The sequence below is a fragment of the Shewanella sp. Isolate13 genome (genome assembly GCF_022398325.1).
In the GTDB taxonomy this organism is placed as follows: Bacteria; Pseudomonadota; Gammaproteobacteria; order Enterobacterales; family Shewanellaceae; genus Shewanella.
The window spans coordinates 17,026-39,127 of record NZ_JAKEVD010000039.1; the positions used below are offsets into that span (position 1 = coordinate 17,026).

Annotated in this window: 15 protein-coding genes; 6 read left to right on the top strand and 9 right to left on the bottom strand. The window is 45.2% G+C overall.

All coding sequences use genetic code 11. The features are described 5' to 3' along the window. Nucleotides 1-87 precede the first annotated feature (87 nt). Nucleotides 88-579: a peptide deformylase gene (gene def / locus L1D44_RS18645; RefSeq protein ID WP_239892796.1), complete on the bottom strand. Its 492-nt coding sequence runs from the start codon at nt 577-579 to the stop codon at nt 88-90. Nucleotides 580-834: 255 nt separating this feature from the next. Between def and L1D44_RS18650 the strand changes: the two genes are divergently transcribed. Continuing rightward, nucleotides 835-2,556, top strand: coding sequence for an MFS transporter (locus L1D44_RS18650; RefSeq protein ID WP_239892797.1), 1,722 nt, complete (start codon nt 835-837; stop codon nt 2,554-2,556). A 93-nt stretch (nt 2,557-2,649) separates the two neighbouring features. On the opposite strand, the gene L1D44_RS18655 is transcribed toward L1D44_RS18650, so the two are convergent. Further along, the gene (locus L1D44_RS18655; protein ID WP_239892798.1) at nt 2,650-3,321 is read right to left on the bottom strand and encodes a hypothetical protein; all 672 of its coding nucleotides are present in this window, start codon (nt 3,319-3,321) and stop codon (nt 2,650-2,652) included. 211 nt (nt 3,322-3,532) lie between these two features. Here L1D44_RS18655 and L1D44_RS18660 point away from each other — a divergent pair, with 211 nt between their 5' ends. Continuing rightward, a complete protein-coding gene (locus L1D44_RS18660; RefSeq protein WP_239892799.1) occupies nt 3,533-3,886 on the top strand; it encodes an MGMT family protein in 354 nt (117 codons plus the stop codon). Between the two features lie 57 nt (nt 3,887-3,943). Continuing rightward, nucleotides 3,944-4,693, top strand: coding sequence for a DUF3108 domain-containing protein (locus tag L1D44_RS18665; protein ID WP_239892810.1), 750 nt, complete (start codon nt 3,944-3,946; stop codon nt 4,691-4,693). Nucleotides 4,694-4,782: 89 nt separating this feature from the next. Here the strand turns inward: L1D44_RS18665 and L1D44_RS18670 are convergent, their stop codons facing one another. Continuing rightward, complete coding sequence (locus L1D44_RS18670; protein ID WP_239892800.1) at nt 4,783-5,568, bottom strand: class II glutamine amidotransferase; 786 nt, start codon at nt 5,566-5,568, stop codon at nt 4,783-4,785. 245 nt (nt 5,569-5,813) lie between these two features. On the opposite strand from L1D44_RS18670, the gene fadE reads away from it, so the two are divergent. After that, nucleotides 5,814-8,261, top strand: coding sequence for an acyl-CoA dehydrogenase FadE (fadE, locus tag L1D44_RS18675; RefSeq protein WP_239892801.1), 2,448 nt, complete (start codon nt 5,814-5,816; stop codon nt 8,259-8,261). Between the two features lie 604 nt (nt 8,262-8,865). After that, the gene (locus L1D44_RS18680) at nt 8,866-10,806 is read left to right on the top strand and encodes a B12-binding domain-containing radical SAM protein (RefSeq protein WP_239892802.1); all 1,941 of its coding nucleotides are present in this window, start codon (nt 8,866-8,868) and stop codon (nt 10,804-10,806) included. Between the two features lie 782 nt (nt 10,807-11,588). Here the strand turns inward: L1D44_RS18680 and L1D44_RS18685 are convergent. Continuing rightward, nucleotides 11,589-12,530 (bottom strand): AraC family transcriptional regulator, encoded by a 942-nt coding sequence (locus tag L1D44_RS18685; RefSeq protein ID WP_239892803.1) that lies wholly within the window; start codon nt 12,528-12,530, stop codon nt 11,589-11,591. 308 nt (nt 12,531-12,838) lie between these two features. Here L1D44_RS18685 and L1D44_RS18690 point away from each other — a divergent pair, with 308 nt between their 5' ends. Continuing rightward, complete coding sequence (locus L1D44_RS18690) at nt 12,839-14,725, top strand: Ig-like domain-containing protein (RefSeq protein WP_239892804.1); 1,887 nt, start codon at nt 12,839-12,841, stop codon at nt 14,723-14,725. A 175-nt stretch (nt 14,726-14,900) separates the two neighbouring features. Here the strand turns inward: L1D44_RS18690 and L1D44_RS18695 are convergent, their stop codons facing one another. From L1D44_RS18695 to L1D44_RS18715, 5 genes are all read right to left on the bottom strand, one after another. Continuing rightward, nucleotides 14,901-15,272: a hypothetical protein gene (locus L1D44_RS18695; RefSeq protein ID WP_239892805.1), complete on the bottom strand. Its 372-nt coding sequence runs from the start codon at nt 15,270-15,272 to the stop codon at nt 14,901-14,903. Next, nucleotides 15,269-15,643 carry a hypothetical protein gene (locus L1D44_RS18700; RefSeq protein WP_239892806.1) on the bottom strand — a complete coding sequence of 125 codons (375 nt, stop codon included), beginning with the start codon at nt 15,641-15,643 and terminating at the stop codon, nt 15,269-15,271. Before L1D44_RS18700 ends, L1D44_RS18695 begins: the two co-directional genes overlap by 4 nt. A gap of 727 nt (nt 15,644-16,370) precedes the next feature. Then, the gene (locus L1D44_RS18705; protein ID WP_239892807.1) at nt 16,371-17,663 is read right to left on the bottom strand and encodes a serine/threonine transporter; all 1,293 of its coding nucleotides are present in this window, start codon (nt 17,661-17,663) and stop codon (nt 16,371-16,373) included. 722 nt (nt 17,664-18,385) lie between these two features. Beyond that, entirely contained in the window at nt 18,386-19,696 is a 1,311-nt protein-coding gene (locus L1D44_RS18710) for a diguanylate cyclase (RefSeq protein ID WP_239892808.1), read from the bottom strand. 226 nt (nt 19,697-19,922) lie between these two features. Continuing rightward, nucleotides 19,923-21,758: a sodium:proton antiporter gene (locus L1D44_RS18715; RefSeq protein ID WP_239892809.1), complete on the bottom strand. Its 1,836-nt coding sequence runs from the start codon at nt 21,756-21,758 to the stop codon at nt 19,923-19,925. Between the last annotated feature and the right edge of the window lie 344 nt (nt 21,759-22,102).

Below are 22,102 nucleotides of genomic sequence, written 5' to 3' on the forward strand. Positions count from 1 at the left end.
GAATCTCTATCGAATCTCTATCGAGGCTAAGAATACAAGCTTACTGGTTACAGCCTGATTGCCAAAGCTTAGCTATATCGCTTTTGACTATCGGTACTTTTTAACTTTCTTCAGCGCTACCTGCTGCTTCAGCATCGAAAGATGATCGGTAAAAACAATACCATTAAGGTGATCCATTTCATGCTGTAACACGATCGCTAGGAACTCATCGGTGTCGATTTCAAATGCTTTACCGTGGCGATCCAGTGCCGTCACCTTCACACCTTCGTGGCGATTCACTTTGGCGCGATAACCTGGAATGGATAAACAGCCCTCTTCGCCTTGGTATTCACCACGAGACTCAAGGATCTCAGGGTTAATCAGTACCATTGGCTGATCGCGCTCATCGGACAGATCGATAACTAAGATAGCGTGCAAGCTACCAACCTGAGTTGCTGCTAGGCCGATACCGTCTTCGGTGTCATACATAGTCTCAATCAGATCATCGATAAAACCTTGAACAGACTCAATATCTGTTACAGGAACCGCTTTGCGTTTTAGACGCTCATCGGGGATCGTTAAAATGTCTAACACTGCCATATTATTATCACACTAAAAGTAAACTAAAAATTTTCGCGCTATTATGACCGAATCAAGCACAAAGGCAACTCTAACAGGAATTTAACCTTCATCTCTGTGCGACTTATTTCCACTCACTCCCCTTGCTGGGCGCTATTTGCCAATACTTCAGCTCTATTTACTGCGCCAACCAGCTGCTATTTTGCACAATAAGCTCCACTTTTTCATAACATGTGTTAGCATAACTCAAAATGTATAAAATATACGGATTATAATATGACTCGAGCAGGACGCACTGCGCTGCCCCCTACATTCTTCGTTGCCAATACCATGGAGATTTTTGAACGCCTTGCCTGGTATGGTTTTTTTGCCCTCTCTTCCCTCTATATGACCTCCCCACAGAATCAAGGTGGTCTAGGTTTCTCTGAGCAAGAGCGTGGTTTACTTCAGGGGATGATCCCCTTCTTTCTCTACCTATTCCCCGTATTAACAGGCGCCCTTGCCGACCGCTATGGCTATAGGAAGATGTTCCTAGTTGCCTACGCCATCATGTGCCCAAGTTATTATCTACTCGGTCAAGTCGATAGCTTTATGGGATTTTTTGTCGCCTTTATGGGCGTTGCGGTAGGCGCCGCCTGCTTTAAGCCCGTCGTCACTGGCACCGTGGCGCGTACCACAGATGAGACCAACCGCGGCTTAGGCTTTGGGATCTTCTACATGATGGTCAATATCGGCGGCTTCTTAGGCCCTTTTATCGCAGGTTATGTCAGGGCTATTAGCTGGGACTGGGTATTTATCATGTCGGCTTTTTGGATTGCGGTTAACTTCATTCCCGCTTACTTCTTCTATGAAGAGCCTACGGATCAGAATCAACAAAAAGGTAAGCCTCTTAAAGCGGTATTTCAAGATATCCAAGAAGTATTGGGTAATGCCCGCTTTGCCATCTTATTCTTCGGTACCTTAATCATCTTGATGTCTTACGGCGCAAAATGGATCTCAGGGGAAACCACATTAATCATCTATGCCGTTTGGTTCAGTGCTCATATCATCTGGAACAAGCTCGCCTCCTCTAAGAAACAAGCGCCTTGGTATGCGCAAAAGATCAGCCTAGGTAATAAACCCTTCGTGATCTATCTACTCATTCTGTCTGGCATGTGGATGGTCTACCAACAGATCTTTATTACCTTGCCTATCTATATTCGTGACTTTATCGATACCTCAGATCTGGTCTTGATGCTAGCAGGCTACCCTGACTTATTGCAGTTCTTTGCACCTGTCGATTTAGGCCTGTTGCAGGCAGAGCTAACCCGCTTAAGCCTAGAAGTCAGCGCCGGCACACTCGATGTGAAACAGGCTTATTTTGAATTGGTGCATACTAAAGTGATGGTACCGACTGCAGAATTAAGCCAAGCGTTTGCCGCTATTGCACAAACGCCGGCGGTTGCGGCTCAATACGCACAGACTTGGGCTAGCGAGTATCGCCAGATTAACCCTGAGTACCTCATTGGCCTTAACTTCCTATCGATTGTGGTGATGCAGTTGATGATCAGTCGTTTTGTCGAGCGTTTCCAAGCCCTGCCAGTCCTCGTGGGTGGCACCGTCATTCTCGCACTAGGCACCGCCATTGGCGGTATTGCCCACGGTGCTATCATGGGCGGAGCTATGGTCTTGACCTCCATTTTGGTCTTCTCTGTCGGAGAGATGGTCGCCTCACCTAAGAGTCAAGAGTATGTCGCAAGCTTTGCGCCACATGACAAGAAAGCCATGTTTATGGGTTACTACTTTGTCTCTTCGGCAATTGGCTTTTTGCTCGCAGGTCCGCTATCGGGTTACCTATACGCTGAGGTGGCCAAGGGGGCAGAGCGTCCAGATATGATGTGGTACATCATTGGCGGCTTCGGTCTACTCACCGCGTTTGGCTTAGTGATGTTCCATAAATTTGGGACCACGCCACAGGCAGATGATGAAGCCGAAGCAACGCTTGTTCAGGCAAGCTAACCTCGTTTTAAAGTGGTAACAATAAAAATGCCCGTGTACTAAGTTACACGGGCATTGTCTTTAGATACCAAGCTAAGATTTAGAATCGAGAGTTTAAAATTGCGAGCGCACCGCAAATACCCATTGTGTGTCTTCACTTTCAAAACGCTCTAGCTTTTCCCAATCATACTGATAACGTACAACCCAAGACCACTGCGGATTGATCTGATACCCCAGTGCTAACCAACTTCTTGCTTCATAGCGCTCTACACCATCGATCCCCATATTGCCCTGTGCATAAAACTCACTATACCAATGCTCAGTCATCGGCTTAAGTAGTGTCATATTCACGTTCGCAGCAGTGCTGTCTTTATAGGATTTAACCGCCAAGTGATTTACTGCCAGCTCGGTAAAGACCTGAGTCGAAAACCAACCTTGATGCTCGGTCATTAAACCTAGCTGATACTGATAATGGCTGGCTTTGCCCTGCGGGGTATCTGTCTTGCCATGTTGAACCGAGGCTCTCACATTTACCTGATTCGTCGAATACAGGTAGCCCAAATGCCATTTATCGCCGCCTAGGTTAGTATTAGCAGAAAACTTTTGATGACTCGTGGCAAAACTACCTCCGAGTTTAAAAACATCACCATCGAAACCTAAATAGAGCGAATCATTTAAATTCAGTGGGTCGGCAATATGCCTGAAATCATTGGCATAAGTAGGCGCAGAGATAGCTGAGAGTAATAACAGGGAGCCTACAAAAGGAGTGAACGCCTTTACTGACATTATATATACCGGTAAAAAAGCGCTATTATTACTTTAGCGCCAAGACTCAGCAAGACTTTTTACTTTATATTACAACGTATTAACCTTGAGGTGTATTTCAACCATCGAGTTAACAGATGCTACTGATATATACAGGCTAATTAATACAAACGGGTCGAGAAGTTGATCTTAATGGCGTTAAAAATTACGGTAACAAAAGGAAGCAAACTGGATGCAAACCAGCAATAAACCTTCACCTATGGCGCAAATTTGGCACATAGTGTCTATGATCCCTGAAGGTAAGGTCTATTCTTACGGTAAGGTAGCTGATTTGGCAGGCCTGCCCGGTCGAGCACGTTTGGTCTCAAAAGCATTACGCGCAGCGCCCCCCGAGATGGCACTTCCTTGGCATAGGGTCATCAATAGTCAGGGAAAAATATCCTTTGCTGAGCATACGCCGCCATTTATAGAGCAGATGCAGAGTCTACGTGCAGAGGGAATTATAGTGAACCGTGGCAAAATTAAGTTGTCTGACTATGAGTGGCAACCCGATATCGCAACGTTAGTGCTTTCAATGCCATATTAGAAAGCGAGTAAGGAGTTATATTTGCCTAAAAATTTACCGACTCTATTCGCCGTCAGCCTGTTATTTGCAAGCGGTTCAACATTTGCAGAGACCACGGCACTAACGCCTCATACTGCCGAATATCAAGTCTATTACGGCAGTATAGAGCTCGGCCGAGCCCGCTATATTCTCGATGCCCCCCAAGGAAATTTCTTTCGGTATCGTTTCGATAGCGATGTCGGTCTGCTAATGCTGTCCGATAGACGTCATATCCGTAGTGATTTTACCTTAGAAGCTGACAACCAACTGGCCCCCATGCGCTACTCTGTCGAGCGAACCGGAACGGGTCCAAGCTTTAGAGAGCAAGCGGCCTTCGCTAAAGGGCAAAATGTGGTTCATAGTCGCTATAAAGAGGAGCGTGCTCAGTTTGCCTACGATAGCGAGCTATTTGACCCACTGATGGTGCAACTTCAGTTTAGGCTCGACATGCAAGCCGATAAAGATGAGCTGCATTACACCATGGTCAAAGAGGGCGAAGTCGATGATTATGCCTTTAAGGTTGTGGGTAAAGAACGGGTTAATATCGAGAGTGGTAGCTATCAAACCGTCAAGATTGAGGTCGTACGCGATAGCACAAAACGCCAGACCTTCTTCTGGATGGCGCCAGATCTAAGTTACCTGCCGATACGGTTAACCCATTTCGAAAAAGGCAGTAAGCAGCTAGATATTAAACTGCTCAATTATCGTTTTGAACCGACCACGCCAACCAAGACATCCACCACTGAGCAAGCACAAGTGATCGATGATGCCAGTAATGAAGAAGGTTAGCGTTATCGCCTGCATCAAAGCTGTTAGGGTAAGGCAAACAAAAAAGCTCGCTAAGGTAAACTTAGCGAGCTTTTTGATTCAGTAGTAGATTAACTAGCAGATGAACTGATAAGTTCACCCTTCTTAAATAACTTCCATTCGCCAGGAGTCAACACATTCCACTGCTCATTATTAGTCAATGGACGTGTGGCGATAACCGTTACCACATCGTTCGGGGTCGTCTCTTTATCGAAATCAATCACCACATCGGTATCGATAAGCTTAGCTTTACCAAAGGGCGCGCGGCGAGTGATATAGCAAAGATTATTACTGCAATAACTCATGAGGTGTTCGCCATCACTTAAGATCATGTTGAACACACCTAAGGCGCGAATTTCATCGGCCAGAGTTGAAATGTAGTGATACACAGCCAACCTATCGTCGGGAGCCTTATCGCCAAACTTCTCTACCACTTTGTCCATGATCCAGCAGAAAGCCATCTCGCTATCGGTATCCCCAACGGCAGTAAAACGTGTCGAAACAAACTTTTGCTCGTAGTCGCTCAACTGGCCATTATGAGCATAGGTCCAATATTGTCCCCAAAGCTCCCGAGTAAAAGGATGGGTGTTTTCTAATGACACACAGCCACGGTTAGCTTGGCGGATATGGCTCACGACCACTTCACTCTTTATCGGATAGGACTTAATGAGCTGCGCAACATGGGACTCACTGCTAGGGCGTGCATCTTTAAAGGTACGGTTACCCTTACCTTCATAAAACGTGATCCCCCAGCCATCGACGTGAGGCCCAGTGACGCCACCTCTTTGTGCTAATCCTGTAAAACTAAATACAATATCTGTCGGAACATTGGCACTCATGGCCAGCAATTCGCACATTAATCTCAATCCCGTTCAATCAACGACTTCTATATCATTATATTCTAACCACTTGGACGCTGCAGTGGAATGTTTAGCGAATGAGAAATAAATTTAAACATTTGTTTAAAAAAATCTTGTATTAAAATTAACTAAGGTTTAGATTTTATGAGACACAGGTCTGACCACACACTATAATTGTGATGTGAACCCTAAAATAAGTGCCTTTAGGTCAACTATAGGTCACACATAAAAGGAGAATTACAGTGACTACCCTACTATGGATCTTGGCGTTGATTTTTACGATAGGCGCCTTCGCTTATCTAAGAGTCGCTCTGCTTACCGCCACCTTAGGCACCGCGATTGTATTGGCAATCGGAACCGGCGCCGCTAGCCTAAGCCCATTACTATGGGTAGTGTTTCTTGCCATTGCTCTCCCCCTTAATATCAGCTCATTCAGACAAAATGTCATCACCCGTCCATTACTGAAAATGTATCGTGGGATCATGCCTGAAATGTCTTCGACAGAAAAAGAAGCTATCGAAGCGGGTACCACATGGTGGGAAGCGGACCTATTTGCTGGCAAGCCAGATTGGAGCAAATTGCACAACTATCCCAAAGCCAGCCTAAGTGCCGAAGAGCAAGCCTTCCTCGATGGTCCAGTGGAAGAAGTTTGCCGCATGGTAAACCAACACCAAGTCTCTCATGAGCTAGCCGATCTGCCTGAAGAGGTGTGGCAATACCTCAAAGATAACGGCTTCTTTGCGATGATCATCAAAAAGAAATTTGGTGGACTAGAATTTTCAGCCTACGCACAGTCACGAGTACTACAAAAGCTTGCAGGCTTGAGTAGCGAGCTGGCTTCAACCGTTGGCGTACCTAACTCATTAGGCCCAGGCGAATTGCTACAGCATTACGGTACTCAGGCTCAGCAGGACCATTACCTGCCACGTCTTGCAAAGGGATTAGAAGTTCCCTGTTTCGCCCTCACTAGCCCAGAAGCAGGCAGTGATGCGGGTGCCATTCCCGATTACGGCATTGTCTGTAAAGGGGAATGGGAAGGTGAAGAAGTATTGGGTATGAAGCTCACTTGGAACAAACGTTATATTACCCTTGCACCGACTGCCACAGTATTGGGCCTAGCGTTTAAACTGCGCGATCCTGACCAGCTACTTGGTAACCAAGAAGAGCTTGGGATCACCTGTGCACTTATTCCGACAGACATCGACGGTGTTGAAACAGGCCGTCGACACTTCCCACTCAACTGCATGTTCCAAAATGGTCCAACCCGCGGCAAGGATGTGTTTGTACCACTAAGTTTCATCATTGGCGGCGCAGAGATGGCGGGCCAAGGCTGGAGAATGTTAGTTGAATGTCTATCGGTTGGTCGTGGTATCACCCTGCCTTCAAACTCGGCGGGGGGCATTAAGACAGCTGCAGTTGCAACGGGTGCCTATGCTCGCATTCGTCGCCAATTTAAGCTACCTATCGGTAAGCTAGAGGGGATCGAGGAGCCAATGGCGCGCATTGGTGGTAACGCCTACCTGATGGATGCAGTCACTACGCTCACCACAACCGGTATCGATCTTGGCGAAAAGCCATCGGTGATCTCAGCCATAGTGAAATACCACCTGACAGACAGAATGCAAAAGTGCGTTATCGATGCAATGGACATTCACGGCGGTAAAGGGGTGTGTTTAGGCCCAAATAACTACCTAGGTCGTGGTTATCAAGCAGCACCTATTGCCATTACGGTAGAGGGTGCCAACATCCTAACTCGCTCGATGATCATCTATGGTCAAGGCGCGATTCGTTGCCATCCCTATGTATTAGCCGAGATGGAATCGGCGTTTGATCCTGATGCAACCAAGGGCCTACGTGACTTTGATGCCGCTATTTTTGGTCATATCGGCTTTACCACCAGCAACCTAGTGCGCAGCTTATGGATGGGCTTAACTTCTAGCTACTTCTCTAACGCGCCCTATTCCGATAAGACCAAGCGTTACTATCAGCAAATGAACCGCTTTAGTGCAAACTTGGCCCTATTATCTGACTTAGCGATGGCAACCCTTGGCGGTAACCTTAAGCGTAAAGAGCGTATATCGGCGCGCCTAGGTGATCTGCTCAGCCAGCTTTATTTGGCATCAGCGACCCTAAAGCGTTATCAAGATGAAGGTCGCCTCACCGAAGATCTGCCGTTAGTACAGTGGGCGGTCGAAGATTCACTGTATAAGCTACAGTCTTCACTCGATGAGCTGTTAGACAACTTCCCTATGGGACTGGGTATTGTTCTTCGCGCAGTTATCTTCCCATTTGGTCGTCCACTTAAGCGCCCAAGCGATGTGCTTGACCACAAGGTCGCCAAAATCATGCAAACGCCTTGTGCAAGCCGTGAGCGCTTAGGTCAAGGCCAATTTTGGACGCCGAGTGAACATAATGCCGTGGGTATTCAAGAGCAGACCTTTAAGGATATCTTGGCATCAGAGCCTATCTACGACAAAGTCTGTAAGGCCGCAGGTAAACGCCTACCCTTTATGTGGCTAGATAAAGTCGCAGCCGAAGGTAAAGCCTTAGGTGTGCTAAGCGAAGAGGAGGTCGCGCTACTCGAACGCGCCGAGATCGGCCGCATGAAGTCCATCAACGTCGATGATTTTGACCCTGAAGAGTTAAAGGCACGCACGCTAGAATACACAAAAGAGGTGCAAGCGGCGTAAACGCTAGCTGACTGGCATAAACGCTAGATAAAAGGAGGCCTAAGCTGATAACTTAGGCCTCTTTTTTAATTGAAAAACCTGCCCACAAGCACCATATTATCGCGCTAACACCAATACTCATCCGTACAATTCACTGCCAATTTTATTATTTGCTGTTAGCAGCTGTTCATGACTTGCAGTTAAATGTAACGCTTAAGGTGCAAAGTCTGAGTAACCTTCGGCGGCGATAAATTCAACACCCTTGATGTTTGCCTTCACAAATTGCTCAACAAGGCTTCTATGGAAAAACACCTGCTTGTATCAGGCAGGATCGAAGAAAATTAATCGCTCTTCTAGTGCTATCACCTCTAGCGCTTGCCTATCAATACAAAGATCCACAGATAAACCTATCTATCGTTTGCTTATTTACGGGTTTTTGCTGAGTACATTTGCTAGAATCCCCCATTATTTTTGGCAGCAATCCAGACATAGAGGCTTGCTGCCACGCTCTGTTATCAATAACGGTTATTCACTGATGATTATTAACTAATTGTTTCGCAATGTTGAGTTTGCACCCGTTCATTTTCAGACAGAGCACTTTGGTATTACTATTTAAAGGCAGGCTATGACCGTTCTTCTAATGACCCCACCTATGACCCAGCTGAATACGCCCTACCCGGCGACAGCGTATTTAACGGGTTTTTTACGCTCTCAAGGTTATGAGGCGGTTCAGCGAGATCCTGCTATTGAGCTTTTCCTAGAGATGATGACAGCGCCAGCGCTGGAGATCATTCGTCAACATGTAGAACAAAACTTCGAACACTTTGAAGATGATGAACTGCCCGATGTGATCTTTAATTTTCTGGCGGAGTTTGACCGTTACCAGCTAGCCGTAGAACCTGCTATTCGCTTTCTGCAGGGCAAAGATCCAAGCCTAGCACTGCGTATTAACTCCCGCCGCTTTTTACCTGAAGGTCCAGCGTTTGACACGATTGCGCAGATGGAAGCGGTATCTGGCGATGTACTGCAAGCAGCCTTTGGCAATCTAGGCGTGCAAGATAAAGCCAAATACTTGGCAACCCTGTTTATTAATGATCTTTCCAGCGTCATTACTCAGGGGGTAGATCCCTACTTTGAAGTGAGCCGTTATGGCGAACAATTAGCGGCGGCCAACCCAAGCTTTGACAACCTCTACGATACCTTGATGGATGAACCGAGTTTCAGCTCTGAGATCTTAGAACAGCTTGTCGAGCAGTACTTGGAAGAGACACAACCTAGTGTGGTTGCGTTAACCGTGCCCTTCCCCGGCAATATGTTAGGCGCCCTGCGTATTGCGCAAACCTGTAAAGCGATCAATCCTGAGCTCCCTATCGTAATGGGCGGCGGGTTTATCAACACCGAACTGCGTGCGCTTAAAGATCCTAGAGTGTTTGAGTTTGTCGATTTTATCTGTCTCGATGATGGCGAGCGCCCTTTTATCACCTTGCTGGAATACTTTGAAGGTAAACGTGGGGTCGATGAGCTGGTACGCACCTATTTCCTCGCCCAAAACGACAGTGACAGTGGTGAGATCTACGTCCATTTCAATGAAAATGCAGAGCTACAGGATATTCCACAAACCGACGTTGGTGCCCCAGTGTATGATGGTCTGCCATTGGCTGAATACCTGTCATTATGTGAAATGCTTAACCCGATGCACCGCATCTGGAGTGATGGACGCTGGAATAAACTGACCATAGCCCATGGCTGTTACTGGCGTAAGTGCAGTTTTTGCGATGTGAGCCTCGACTATATCGGCCGTTTTGACGCCGCAAGCGCCGATGCGCTAGTGGATAGAATCGAGCAACTTATCGAAGAAACTGGCGAGACTGGTTTCCACTTTGTCGATGAGGCGCTACCGCCAAAGCTTCTGTTTGCGCTTGCCAAACGACTCATTGAACGCAACGTGGTGATCAGCTGGTGGGGCAATATCCGCTTCGAGAGAACCTTTAGCCAAGCGCGCTGCCAATTACTAGCGGATTCTGGTTGTATAGCAGTTAGCGGCGGCCTTGAAGTGGCATCGGATCGTCTATTGAAGCTAATGAAGAAAGGCGTCAGTGTTGAGCGAGTCGCTCAGGTAACCAAGGCCTTCAGTGATGCCGGAATATTGGTTCATGCCTATTTAATGTATGGTTTCCCAACCCAAACCGAGCAAGAAACGGTCGATTCGTTAGAGATGGTACGTCAGATGATGCAGCAAGGGTGTTTCCAGTCTGCCTACTGGCATCGTTTTGTCGCCACGGTTCACAGCCCTGTTGGCATGAACCCTGAAAACTTTGGTATCACGCTTACTGAGCGTCCTGAGATCTTATTCGCTGAAAACGATGTCGAGTTCACCGACCCAACCGGTACCGATCATGAGATGCTTGGCGAAGGGCTACGAAAGGCAATCTACAACTATATGCACGGCATCGGCTTTGACCAGCCGATGAGCTTCTGGTTTAACCAGAAAGTGGCCCCCACGCAGATGAAAAAAGATCTGGTCTCAAGAGCGATTAACAACCTCATCGACAGCAGTGAAGACTAGCCCTCTGTTATTGAAGCTCAACTGGTAAGCTTCTAGTACAGTTGACACTTCATAGCGTTTACCTATCAACAAGGCCACTTTCTTTATTACAAAAGAAAGTGGCCTTAAACCGTATAGAGTCAAACTCGCTGCATAGATAGCGCTATATATCCCCATTGGCCTTTTTGAAAACAGCAATCACAAATTGCTGTGGCTCAGTTTTGGACAGAAGTTTGTTGGAGCTTGCAGCTTGCTTCATTTAATAAAGATAGCGAGCTTCAAGCTCACAGACGGACTTCAAGTTAGACTCCGTCTAACAATTAACCTCGCGGCGCTTTGCCCCTTCCTCCAGTCAAGGGTCTAGCTAAGGGGGAAAGCGCTTGTCCTCCTTAACAAACCCTCAGCGCCCCAGACGAAGTTGTTGCTCCTCAGTCCTTTTCGAAAATCACTATGCCTCAGAATCGCCATCTGATAGGCAGGAAGCCTGAATGTCTTGAAGTGCATGGATGCACGAGAAAGACCATGCCTCGCTCACGCCTTTCTATTCACAAGAGTTCTTCAATGACCTCGGCAACTCCGATGGAGATTAAGTGTTTTCTGTAAGTTCAATATAAACAACAGACTATTCGCTTATGGCTAAGACTAGATGGTCACGAATTCAGCTCCACGCATCAATGCAGAAAGTTTACTCTGACCCCACATATTTCCTGGACAGAACGTGTAGGACTAAGACGCTAATGATAGGACGCTAGACTAGGTAATTTATGCGAATCAAAAAGTTTATCCAGCTCCTACATATCCAACTATAGCGCGGCGAGATTTTTTCTGTATTCAGAAGGAGGAACGCCCACTACATTTTTAAACAGTTTTGTAAGTCCACTTTGATCGTTATAGCCAAAATCAATCGCGGCTTTCTTTAAATTCCATTTCTCACGTATTAGCTGGCTCTTTAATCTTTGAAACTTGATATGTTGCAGCGTTGCTGTGGCAGGCATCGAGAGTGTATGTAACGTTTTCAGTAATTGCCTTTCACTGCAACCTAAATTAAAGGCAATATTATTTAGGCTGAGTTTATCCGGAGGTAACATATTGGCCGCTGCGTTAATTTTATGCAGTGTAGGGATCGAACTATTTAGGCTAACTTTTTCAATAAGACGACCTTCGGATGGGTGCTTAGCCACAGTAATGCTAAACGCATTGGTATCAAAATAAACGGTTTCAAACTTATCAGCATATTTGCCATAAAATCGCTTATCAAAGGGAAGTTCAATATTTAAATCTTGGCTTGATAGTGTCATAAATGGCGAGAGAATACTCTTAATGGTTGTATGCAGCATCAGATCGCCATACTTGAGCACAGCGTGATTACTAAAACGCTGTGAAATGAGTTTGACTTCGCTATCGGTTTCCAACAATTGCAGCTTAGTTGAACTTAATTTGCTTGAATAGATTGATGCAAAACAGGCAAGCATTGCAGCTGGAGTCTTTGCCTGAACCCCCAAATGCTTAGCCATGCTGCCTTCATTACCTTGAATGTAAGACTCAAGTTCATAGTAAAAAAATTTATCTTCACTGTGCTTTTCAACCGTGTCTAAGGCGGTGAAAATAGTTTGGCCACTGATTAAGTCAGTTGAGTCGAGGTTTTTAAAATGATCAAAGCTTTTCGGCATCGAAAAGCGAATATCATCGCAATATGTTAACAATCTTTGCGTTGATGCCGCAGGTCTAACACTATACTTAATCATAGGTAATCACCTTTACATATTCTTGGCTAAGTTCTTCCTAAACCTTATTCATCCATACCAACCCATTATTTAGCTCATACCTCTTTATAAAGTGAGCCGCCTAGTGATGAGCCTGATTATAGCGAGATATGTTTGAGCTATCCGTGCACAAGTAAGCAAATAGTTAGAAATGTGTACCTTGCATGTGACATGAATCACGTTAGGTATTTGGGGGACAATTTTTCAAATTGAAGCAAATCATCAAGTCTCTAATCTGTTAATAGAAGGTTTACTCAATAAACCTATTATAAAAAGTAAAGGTGATGAAGATGAAAAAATTAAGTGCAGTGTGCTTAGCATTATTACCATTAATGTTCGGTTGTAATAGTGATGACAACTCTATAGAAGTACCAACCAATCGAGCGCCCGTTGCCATGCCGGATATAGCAAAGGTAACACAAGGTAGCACTGTGATGATTGACGTTTTAGTCAATGATAGCGACCCAGATGGTGATGAACTAAATGTGGTTTCCGCTAGCGATTTAGAAATCGATAGTAACCATGTGGTTTACTACTCAGCTGATGATCAACTTGGTGAACAAACCTTTAGCTATACCATTTCCGATGGCGAGTTAGAGGCAAGTTCAACGATCACGATTACCGTTGAGGCAAAAGAGTTACCGCCTGAAAGCGAGGCCAGTTTTGTTACAGCGCAAACCTGTAAGGCTTGTCATACAAACCACTATAATGAGTGGAAAAGCACGACCCACGCCGATGACTATCGCACCCTTTATACCAGCGATCCAAACAAAACAATCGAAGCGATTATACCTGAGCTCGACTGGGGTACTGAGGCCGAACCGCAAACCCATACCATTAGGTTTAAAGCCAATAATGTTATCACTACTTATAAAGGTAATGATGGTAAGTATTACGTGATTTTGCATGACAAGCTCAACTCAACTAATAACCAACGTTACCGTATCGATGGTATTTCATCGACTATATCGAAGCAGTTTATCAGTTACGACTATGAGCAAAAGTCTGATGATCCACAAGACGCGATAGGTTTTACTATGCCATTTGCCTGGGTGAACTATGAAGGCGAAAGCTATTTCAGCGGCTTCTATACTAGCTCAGTCTTTTGGAATGCTGACGGCAGCCTAAGAAAAATGGACGATTACCATACTAATGGTGCTACGGTTGCTGAAGAGTTACAAAAAATGAGCTGGGAAAACCAATGCATGACTTGCCATACTACCGGCTCTAAAGTCATGGGATGGGAACAGACTGACTACTACGGCATGCTAGTCAGTAAAGGTAATATGCACAGCGGCGAAGTGGAAGATGGAATATCTTGTGAAAAGTGTCACAACGCAGGCTCTATTCACGCCAGCTCTATGAGTGCGGATGATATTACTAATCCTGCTAATATGAGCTTTGCGCAAAAAAATGACAGCTGTATTCAGTGTCACCAAATGTCAAAACATCACGATCTAAAACAATACTCGCAACTGTATCAATTCGTGCTTGATGAAAATGGTGAGCCAACAACTGAGCTAGGTAAGTCATTTAAAGTTGGCGATAGCGTATTAGATTTCACCACTTTTGATCCTCAAGGCATATGGTTAGGTACAGATAGAGTTAAAGGCCAGAAAAACTCAGTACTTGAGTACAATGGTTCAAAACATGCTGCAATGCAGGTGGCTTGTAGTGATTGTCATAACCCACACAGCATGGAAATCAAAGCGCCCGCAGATAACCCAGATAAACTTTGTCAAAACTGTCATGACAAAGGCGCCGAGCATAAAATGCCAATCCACGACATGATTGGGGCAACCTGTATGGATTGTCACTCTACCGCAATAAGCTCTACCGCCTTTATGTGGGACAACAGTAGCCATGATTTTGAGGTGATAACACCAACAGAATCACTCGCTAACTACGATGCACTACTCCCATATAGCCGTAATGAAGGCAGTGACCCACAGCAACAAGCTTACTTTAATATGGCACTAAGCTGGGGGCCTGCGTGTTCAAGTGGCCCTCACGTTCCTAACGCATTTGTATGTACTTCAGCAGCGGTATTACCAAACGCTTGTGCATCTTGCCACACATCAGAAATGCCAACCATAGGTGTGTTTAATGATGTTGAGCGCACTAAACTACTAAAAGGTGAAGAGCGTTATCAGCGATTCTTAGACGCTTATAATTAACATCCCTTCACTAAATTCTCCCGCCAAAAGCCACTATATTTAGTGGCTTTTTTAATGTGACTATCACAGTCCAAACTCTAGTTTTTAAGGCCCCACTAAAGTTGAACTTGTGCTATTTGAGACTATGAAAGTATTTTATTGGTCTAAGCACTCTCTATATACCTAAACCATAAGCTCAATTATTATCGTTGGCGATTGCGGTTACGGCGCCAATAATCGCCCCGCCCACTATGACACCAGTCAGGAAATTATCCTTGTTGTTTGGCCTATGGTGATGGCGATTATCATGCAGTGCATGACGGATTTCACGGCGAGCTTCGCGTTTTTCTCTGGCGACCTCTCGGTAACCCTCACGAATTTCACGTCTGGCACATTTACGGGTCTTGCAACGTAATACTTCACGGGCGGCTTCGCGCTTTTCCCGGTTAACTTCGCGGATCCCCTCACGGATCTCTTGGCGCACTTCATAGCGGCCAGCATTGGCATCAAAGCTCCCTAAACCAGTAACCAGCAATACAGCCAGGGCGAGTGTCAGGCCTTGTTTCATTTCTCGCCTCTCATATCTTGCTGAAATGCTGCGGCACGTTTTTCAAAGTTTGCCAACGCCTCTGTGCACTCCTGCTGATTGAGTTCAATATTAGTGCCGTAACCAAAGCTAGCAGCATAGAGAAACGCTCTGTCACCACCTAGGGTACGGCTGATTTCGTTACTAATATTCATAGCTTCGGTTTCTAACTGCGCACTTTGATCTGCGGCCACGCAGCCCAGTGCTAAGCCGGTCAAATAGCCGAAGTTCTTCAGCCCTGTATCGACCTGCTCTTCTGTAGGCACAACATCCTCCTTAGCAGCATTGGCCATGACAGGTGTTGCCAGTGTCGTTATCGCGACGAGTAACAATATATTAGAGGTGCTACGCATAAATCTTTCCAGGCTCCCAACCTTTGATTAATTTCACTCATTGAAGTGTTGTACTTCACCATAAGTGAGTCAGTTTCAGTGATTATTCACTGATGGCGCTAGTAGGCCTGTGTGAAGATGAACGCAAGCTGAACGCAGACAGCCGCTCTGGCAGTGCAGCAACAACAAGGAATGAATCAGATTGGCTGTTATAACGGCGTTTAGAATATTCATCACGGCGACAAAGAACCGAGTATCGCAATATAAAAACACCGCTATATAGTCTGTACTTTAACGCAGCGTTCGGTAAAGCAGCCTATTAAAACATTATAAATCAGCTAGATAACAAAAGCTCACTGCAACAAACAGGCGCTCTTGGCACAATATGACTCTTAAAGCCAGTAACGAAGAACCACTTCATATGGCAAAGGCAAGAATATGCCTAACTTAGCTAATAAATGGTGTTACCTATGAATTTTAAGCTGTCTAACTGGCTGTTTAATCAGCTTTCAGAGCCAGTATCATGGGTTATAGCAAAGAGGCTCAGCACTAGGATGTTAATAAAAGTTGAGCTTAAAACGAACAGACTGGCCGATGAGCAGTGCGCGAAAAATGAGCAAATGACAAAAGTGAGGCTAAAACTCAGCCTTAGTGGGGGTTGTATCAGAGAGGTTGAGCGCCAGTACTAGTGATGAGAAGCGCTGTCGATAAAGAGAGCAAAAACCTATGGTTCTTGCCCTCTCTCGTTTTACTGCACCAATGAATAGAAGATTGCAGAGATTGAGACTAAACCGATAATCACCACAAAAACATTGCTTATGGTGCCTGAATATTGCTTCATCGAAGGCACTTTCATGATGGCGTACATCGGCATGATAAACAGCAGCAGTGCGATGATTGGACCGCCAAGACTCTCAATCATTCCCAAAATATTCGGATTGATTGTGGCTACCGCCCAGGTAGTTAACAGCATAAACACTGTGGTAATGCGGTTAAGAATGACAGGGTTAACCTCTTTGCCCTTGCCGCGTGCAGCCTTGATGATTAGACCATTAAAGCCTTCGCTAGCACCGATATAGTGGCCAAAGAATGACTTAGTGATGGCGATTATCGCAACAATCGGTGCCACATAGGCGATGATAGGCGTATCAAAATGGTTGGCCAGATAGGTTAATATCGACACATTTTGCGCTTTCGCCTCCGCTAAATTGGCAGGCGATAGGCTAAACACACAACTGAATACGAAAAACATCACTGTGACAACCATCAGAATATGGCTGAAAGCTAAGATCCGTGAACACTGCTTCTCGGCATTTTCACCGTGAAGTTTCCTACGGTCTACTGCGAAAGAGGAAATAACCGGAGAGTGGTTAAAAGAGAATACCATCACCGGCAATATTAACCACAATGCCATTAAGATGGTGCTGACACCACCTTGAGCTGGTATCACATTGCTAAATATTGACGTGTTCCAGTAAGGGATTAGGTAAAATGACAGCAGCAAAAGGACGGCAACGAATGGGAAAACCAACAAACTCATCGCCTTGATAATTAACTGCTCACCTAAGCGAACCACCGCAATCAAGCCAATAATCAAGATCAGAGCCAATGTTGCGCGGTTAGGCGGAGTCATACTTAACTGGTGTTGCATAAAGCTTTCGACAGTATTGGTTAGTGCAACACTGTAAACCAGCAAAATGGGGTAGATAGCGAAGAAATACAGTAAGGTGATCACCTTGCCCATACCAACGCCAAAATGCTCCTCTACCACTTCGGTGATCCCACCCTCAGGGTTTGAACCCGAAAGCACAAAACGTGTTAATCCGCGGTGAGCGAAGAAGGTCATTGGCAGTGCTAGGAGTGCCATGATGATGAGGGGGATTAAGCCACCTTGAGCTGCATTAATCGGCAGAAAAAGTGTACCAGCCCCGACGGCTGTACCATAGAGCCCTAATACCCACAGAGTATCACTCTTGCTCCAGCTTGATTTTACCTTCAGTTGTGCCGAGGTATTTTCAGTTTTGTTAATTACAGAGTCCATTATGGACATCTCCTTAGACGGTTCTTATATGACCTTTTAAGGGTTCTGTTTTCATACCTAAGTCACACCACGCAGCCGCCGAAAATATCAACCTCGACCACACAGACAACATAAGATAGGGAGTTTATTCACAAAGAGTGAATGAAAAACTAGCAGAACCTAATAAAGGCCGCGCAGTATAGGGGAGAGATTTGGCGATAAATGTGATTTCGGACAAACTTATTTAGGTTTTACAAATAAACAAACCTGTTCGTTGGTTTTTCGACCATCCAAGGGCCGTGTAATGGCTAGGTACACATCTCGTGGGGGAATGATCCGCTAGGGAGGCGAAATAAGGGCTTTTAAATTTCAACCATGATTTATTAACTGAGGGCTCCAATTCAAGCCTAAGTAGCGACTCTTCTAGAGAAGGTTGGACAAAGTGTGCTCATAATTACAGTTGCATAAAAGCCTAGTTGGAGAAGTTCACGGCTCGTTCGAATTGGAGGTAAGTCAACTATGGGGGCAACTGGGATTCGAAGCGCCGCAGCCTAAATCAAAGCAGCCACTCTCCTACTAAGGTACATTTGAGCTCATCGCCATATTTACCCTGCGACTTGGCAAACTGCCTCATGATCCTTGGGGCGAATGTTGCAGTTCAATGCTTATGTTTAATGCTTATGTTTAATGCTTATGTTTAATGCTTATGTTTAATGCTTATGTTTAATGCTTATGTTTAATGCTTAGTTAGCTAAACGCCAGCATCCACGACCACTGGTCTTTGCTTGATACAGAGCAATGTCAGCTTTTTCTATCATCGAGTCTAGCGTGCAGTCAGGCGATGACAGAGAAATACCAACACTGGCCGAAACGCGTATGCTTTTTCCGTCGGAGGCTTTAAGATAAGTCTTGGACATCACTTCTTGCAGTCTTTCTGCAACAATCTCTATGCCCTCCCAAGTAATACCGTTAAGGACTATTACAAATTCATCCCCACCGATCCGCCCCAACAAATCACTCTCTCGTAAAACTAGGCTCATCGCTTTGGCGGAAGCTTGAAGTAATAGATCGCCAAAGACGTGACCATAGGTATCATTTACTCCCTTAAAATAGTCAATATCAATCAACATAATAGCCATTTGTGACGCACTGCGATGAGCCTGTTTTAGCTGCGCTTCTGCGAGGTCGAGTAGGAATCGACGAGATAATACTCCCGTTAATTGATCCGTGCGTGCTTGTTCAAAAAATTTATTCTTAAGAGATACGACCTCAGAGATGTCGGTAAAGATGTTAATTAAACCAGAAACTTTGTTATTGACTTTAAAGGGTGCCCTAGCAACCCAAAAATGAACGTTTTCGCCATGAATTCCGATGGCACTTTCTTCACTTATGAGTTTTTCTCCCGTTCGCAATACTTGGGAATCTAGTCGGATGGTCTCATCTGAAATATATGAAAGTGTTACCTCTTTATCGCTTTTACCGACAATGTCGTCAGCGTTTATCCCCAGCAATGAGGCAGCATTGGAATTGATATATTGATACCTTCCTTGTGCGTCCTTCATGTATACACATGAAGGGATGTTTTCTAGCACAAGGCTCAGGAGTGCTTCCTTCTCTTCTATCTCCTTTCTTATCTGAACATTTTCAGTAATGTCAGATGAGATCCCGCATAAGGCCGTAATATCACCATTTTCATCATATATTGGTAACTTTACAGACCAATAGGTGCGTTCTTCTTCAGTCCCTTCAATGACTGATTTTTCTTCACTTTCAATACGTTTACCTGTCTGTAAGACGATTAAATCATTTTGACGTAACTCACTGCAGGCCTTAAGATCGAAGAACTTTTCATCGGTTTCTCCAATAACCTCTTCTGCCGGGTAACCAAAAACTTGGCATGTCTGATGATTTGCATAGGTATATCGCCCATCGGTATCATTGGTGTATACGCAGGCGCCAATATGATCCAAAATAAAATTAAGACGTTTATTTTCAGCTTTTAAACGTTCATTATCTGCTATTAGCTTTTCGATTTCGGATTTTTCTTTAATCATTGTACCTACATTTGAATTCAAGTATGAAGCCCGATGCCAGCATTATTCCAAACAATTTGGTAACCATTGTAATCAACTAGAAACTATAGCGTTATGGTTTATATCAAGTGTAGATACGGTTTAGATCATAGCAAGCAAATGCACTTATACGGCCACTAAAATTCCATGTTGATTTAGCCTAGCCTCCATCCGTAGAGGCCTAATATCGCAGCTTTGCTGGTAATACTTACGAGTCACTCAGCGCTTCGGCTACGCTATTACTACTGTCACTTAATTTAATTGCATCGGCTGGAATTAAGCTGATCAGCTCAACACCTACAGGTAACTCTGTCTCCATTTGCCCCCTAATCACCCTCACCTTCCCCTCTTGCAGGTAAATAAGTGGGATCGCAGCTTGTGAATATTGCGCCATAAACATCGCGTAATTGAAACTCTCGGTCAGGCGGGTACTCTTTATCGTGGCGCCTTTGGCCATTAAACTGGCAAGTTTTGAGTATGAGATCGCATCGCCAAATAGACACAAACGCTTCATATAGGACTCAGAGAGCTGATGGCGTGCGCTGGATGTATCGCCATTATTAAGGCCATAGACCTTTTCTTCACCAAAAACATCTTGAAAATAGAAGTTCACTAAGGGATTAAGTTGGCGATACGGAGACATCACTAGGACTCGGCCTATTCCCGCCATATCCATATGGTTTTCAGCATGCTCAGATGCAGGGTTACCAAAATACACGGGGATATTATCCATACGGGCGAGACGAATATTGTCCCAGTTATTGTCTGCCAGCAGCACTGTCACACCTTTGCTTTGCAGTGTTTTTGCCAGTGCGCGTGAGAACTGGGAGGCCCCGAAAATAAGCAGACCTTGGGAGGAGTCCGCGGTAACACCGAGCACCTTAGCCCAACTGCCCGCTGTTAGGCTCTGGATCACCACAGTACCGATAATAATCAAAAATACCAAAGGCACAATAAGCTCGGCGCCTTTAATACCAAGTGCTTCAAGTTTTATGGCGAATAAGGATGACACGGCTGCGGCGACGATACCTCGGGGCGCAACCCAGCTTAAAAACCATTTATCGCCATTAGATAATGAGGTTCCGACACCACAGCACCAGATGCTTAATGGCCTTGCGATCAGCATAACAACGGCTAACAGTGCTAAGCCTTCCCAACCTAGACTTAACAAGGCATCGGCATTGAGGCGCGCTGCCAACAAGATGAACAGTGCAGAGATCAACAGCACTGTGAGGGTTTCTTTAAATTCGAGAATATCGGCAATGTCGACCCCCTTCATATTTGCCAGCCAAATGCCCATCACGGTCACAGAGAGCAAGCCCGCCTCTTCCTGTAATAGATTTGAGCCAACAAACACGGCCAGCATTATGGTCAGTACAGCGGTATTACGAAGATAATGGGGCAGTAAGTTGTTGCGCAGAACGAGGCCGACTAAGTAGCCACTTATCACTCCAAAACCTAGACCTACAGCCAGCATGGCGCTCAGGGCGTGCAAAACATGGGTAGTCGGATCCGCTGCCACCGCGATATACTCAAATACTAATACCGCAAGCAGCGCACCAATAGGGTCGATAACAATCCCTTCCCAGCGCAAAATACTGGCAAGCTCAGTTTTAGGCCTGACGCTTCGAAGCATGGGCACGATTACCGTTGGCCCAGTCACAACCACCAGCGCACCAAATAGCAACGCCATCGACCACTCAAAGTCGAGTAAATAAAAGGTACCAACAGCAATACAGGCCCAGGTGATCACGGTGCCTAATGTCACCAGTCGAGTCACCATTACGCCGTGTTCCTGAATCTCTTTAAAGTTAAGGGTTAACGCTCCTTCAAACAGAATAACCGCGACACCGAGTGAAATAATCGGAAACAGCAGATCACCAAAAATCACATCGGGTTTAAGAAAGCCAAGCCCAGGTCCGAGTAATAGACCACACAGGAGTAATGGTAAAATCGCAGGAAGCCGAAGTTTCCAGCCTATCCACTGACAAAACAATGATAAAACACCTAGCAAAGCAAGCATCGCAGTGATCTGCTCAAGCATACCTCTAATCCTTATCTAATCATTTCTATCGAAATCTTGGTTTGTTAAAAGAGACGGTCAAGTGTAAAAACTATAGCCAAACCTGAGTAAAATACGATAAGGCTAAGAAAAGTAAATCAATATTATCGTTAAATAATCCGTATGGATAAGAATGCAGCAAGCAGCTAAGGAAAAAACAAAGGTGTTAGGTGCTAGGTGCTAGGTGCTAGGTGTTAGGTGTTAGGTGTTAGGTGTTAGGTGTTAGGTGTTAGGTGTTAGGTGTTAGGTGTTAGGTGTTAGGTGTTAGGTGTTAGGTGTTAGGTGTTAGGTGTTAGGTGTTAGGTGTTAGGTGTTAGGTGTTAGGT

Excerpts from the sequence above, each read along its gene's own strand:
- def (WP_239892796.1), bottom strand. The coding sequence starts at position 579 with ATGGCAGTGTTAGACATTTTAACGATCCCCGATGAGCGTCTAAAACGC.
- L1D44_RS18650 (WP_239892797.1), top strand. The coding sequence starts at position 835 with ATGACTCGAGCAGGACGCACTGCGCTGCCCCCTACATTCTTCGTTGCC.
- L1D44_RS18655 (WP_239892798.1), bottom strand. The coding sequence starts at position 3,321 with ATGTCAGTAAAGGCGTTCACTCCTTTTGTAGGCTCCCTGTTATTACTC.
- L1D44_RS18660 (WP_239892799.1), top strand. The coding sequence starts at position 3,533 with ATGCAAACCAGCAATAAACCTTCACCTATGGCGCAAATTTGGCACATA.
- L1D44_RS18670 (WP_239892800.1), bottom strand. The coding sequence starts at position 5,568 with ATGTGCGAATTGCTGGCCATGAGTGCCAATGTTCCGACAGATATTGTA.
- L1D44_RS18680 (WP_239892802.1), top strand. The coding sequence starts at position 8,866 with ATGACCGTTCTTCTAATGACCCCACCTATGACCCAGCTGAATACGCCC.
- L1D44_RS18685 (WP_239892803.1), bottom strand. The coding sequence starts at position 12,530 with ATGATTAAGTATAGTGTTAGACCTGCGGCATCAACGCAAAGATTGTTA.
- L1D44_RS18690 (WP_239892804.1), top strand. The coding sequence starts at position 12,839 with ATGAAAAAATTAAGTGCAGTGTGCTTAGCATTATTACCATTAATGTTC.
- L1D44_RS18695 (WP_239892805.1), bottom strand. The coding sequence starts at position 15,272 with ATGAAACAAGGCCTGACACTCGCCCTGGCTGTATTGCTGGTTACTGGT.
- L1D44_RS18700 (WP_239892806.1), bottom strand. The coding sequence starts at position 15,643 with ATGCGTAGCACCTCTAATATATTGTTACTCGTCGCGATAACGACACTG.
- L1D44_RS18705 (WP_239892807.1), bottom strand. The coding sequence starts at position 17,663 with ATGGACTCTGTAATTAACAAAACTGAAAATACCTCGGCACAACTGAAG.
- L1D44_RS18710 (WP_239892808.1), bottom strand. The coding sequence starts at position 19,696 with ATGATTAAAGAAAAATCCGAAATCGAAAAGCTAATAGCAGATAATGAA.
- L1D44_RS18715 (WP_239892809.1), bottom strand. The coding sequence starts at position 21,758 with ATGCTTGAGCAGATCACTGCGATGCTTGCTTTGCTAGGTGTTTTATCA.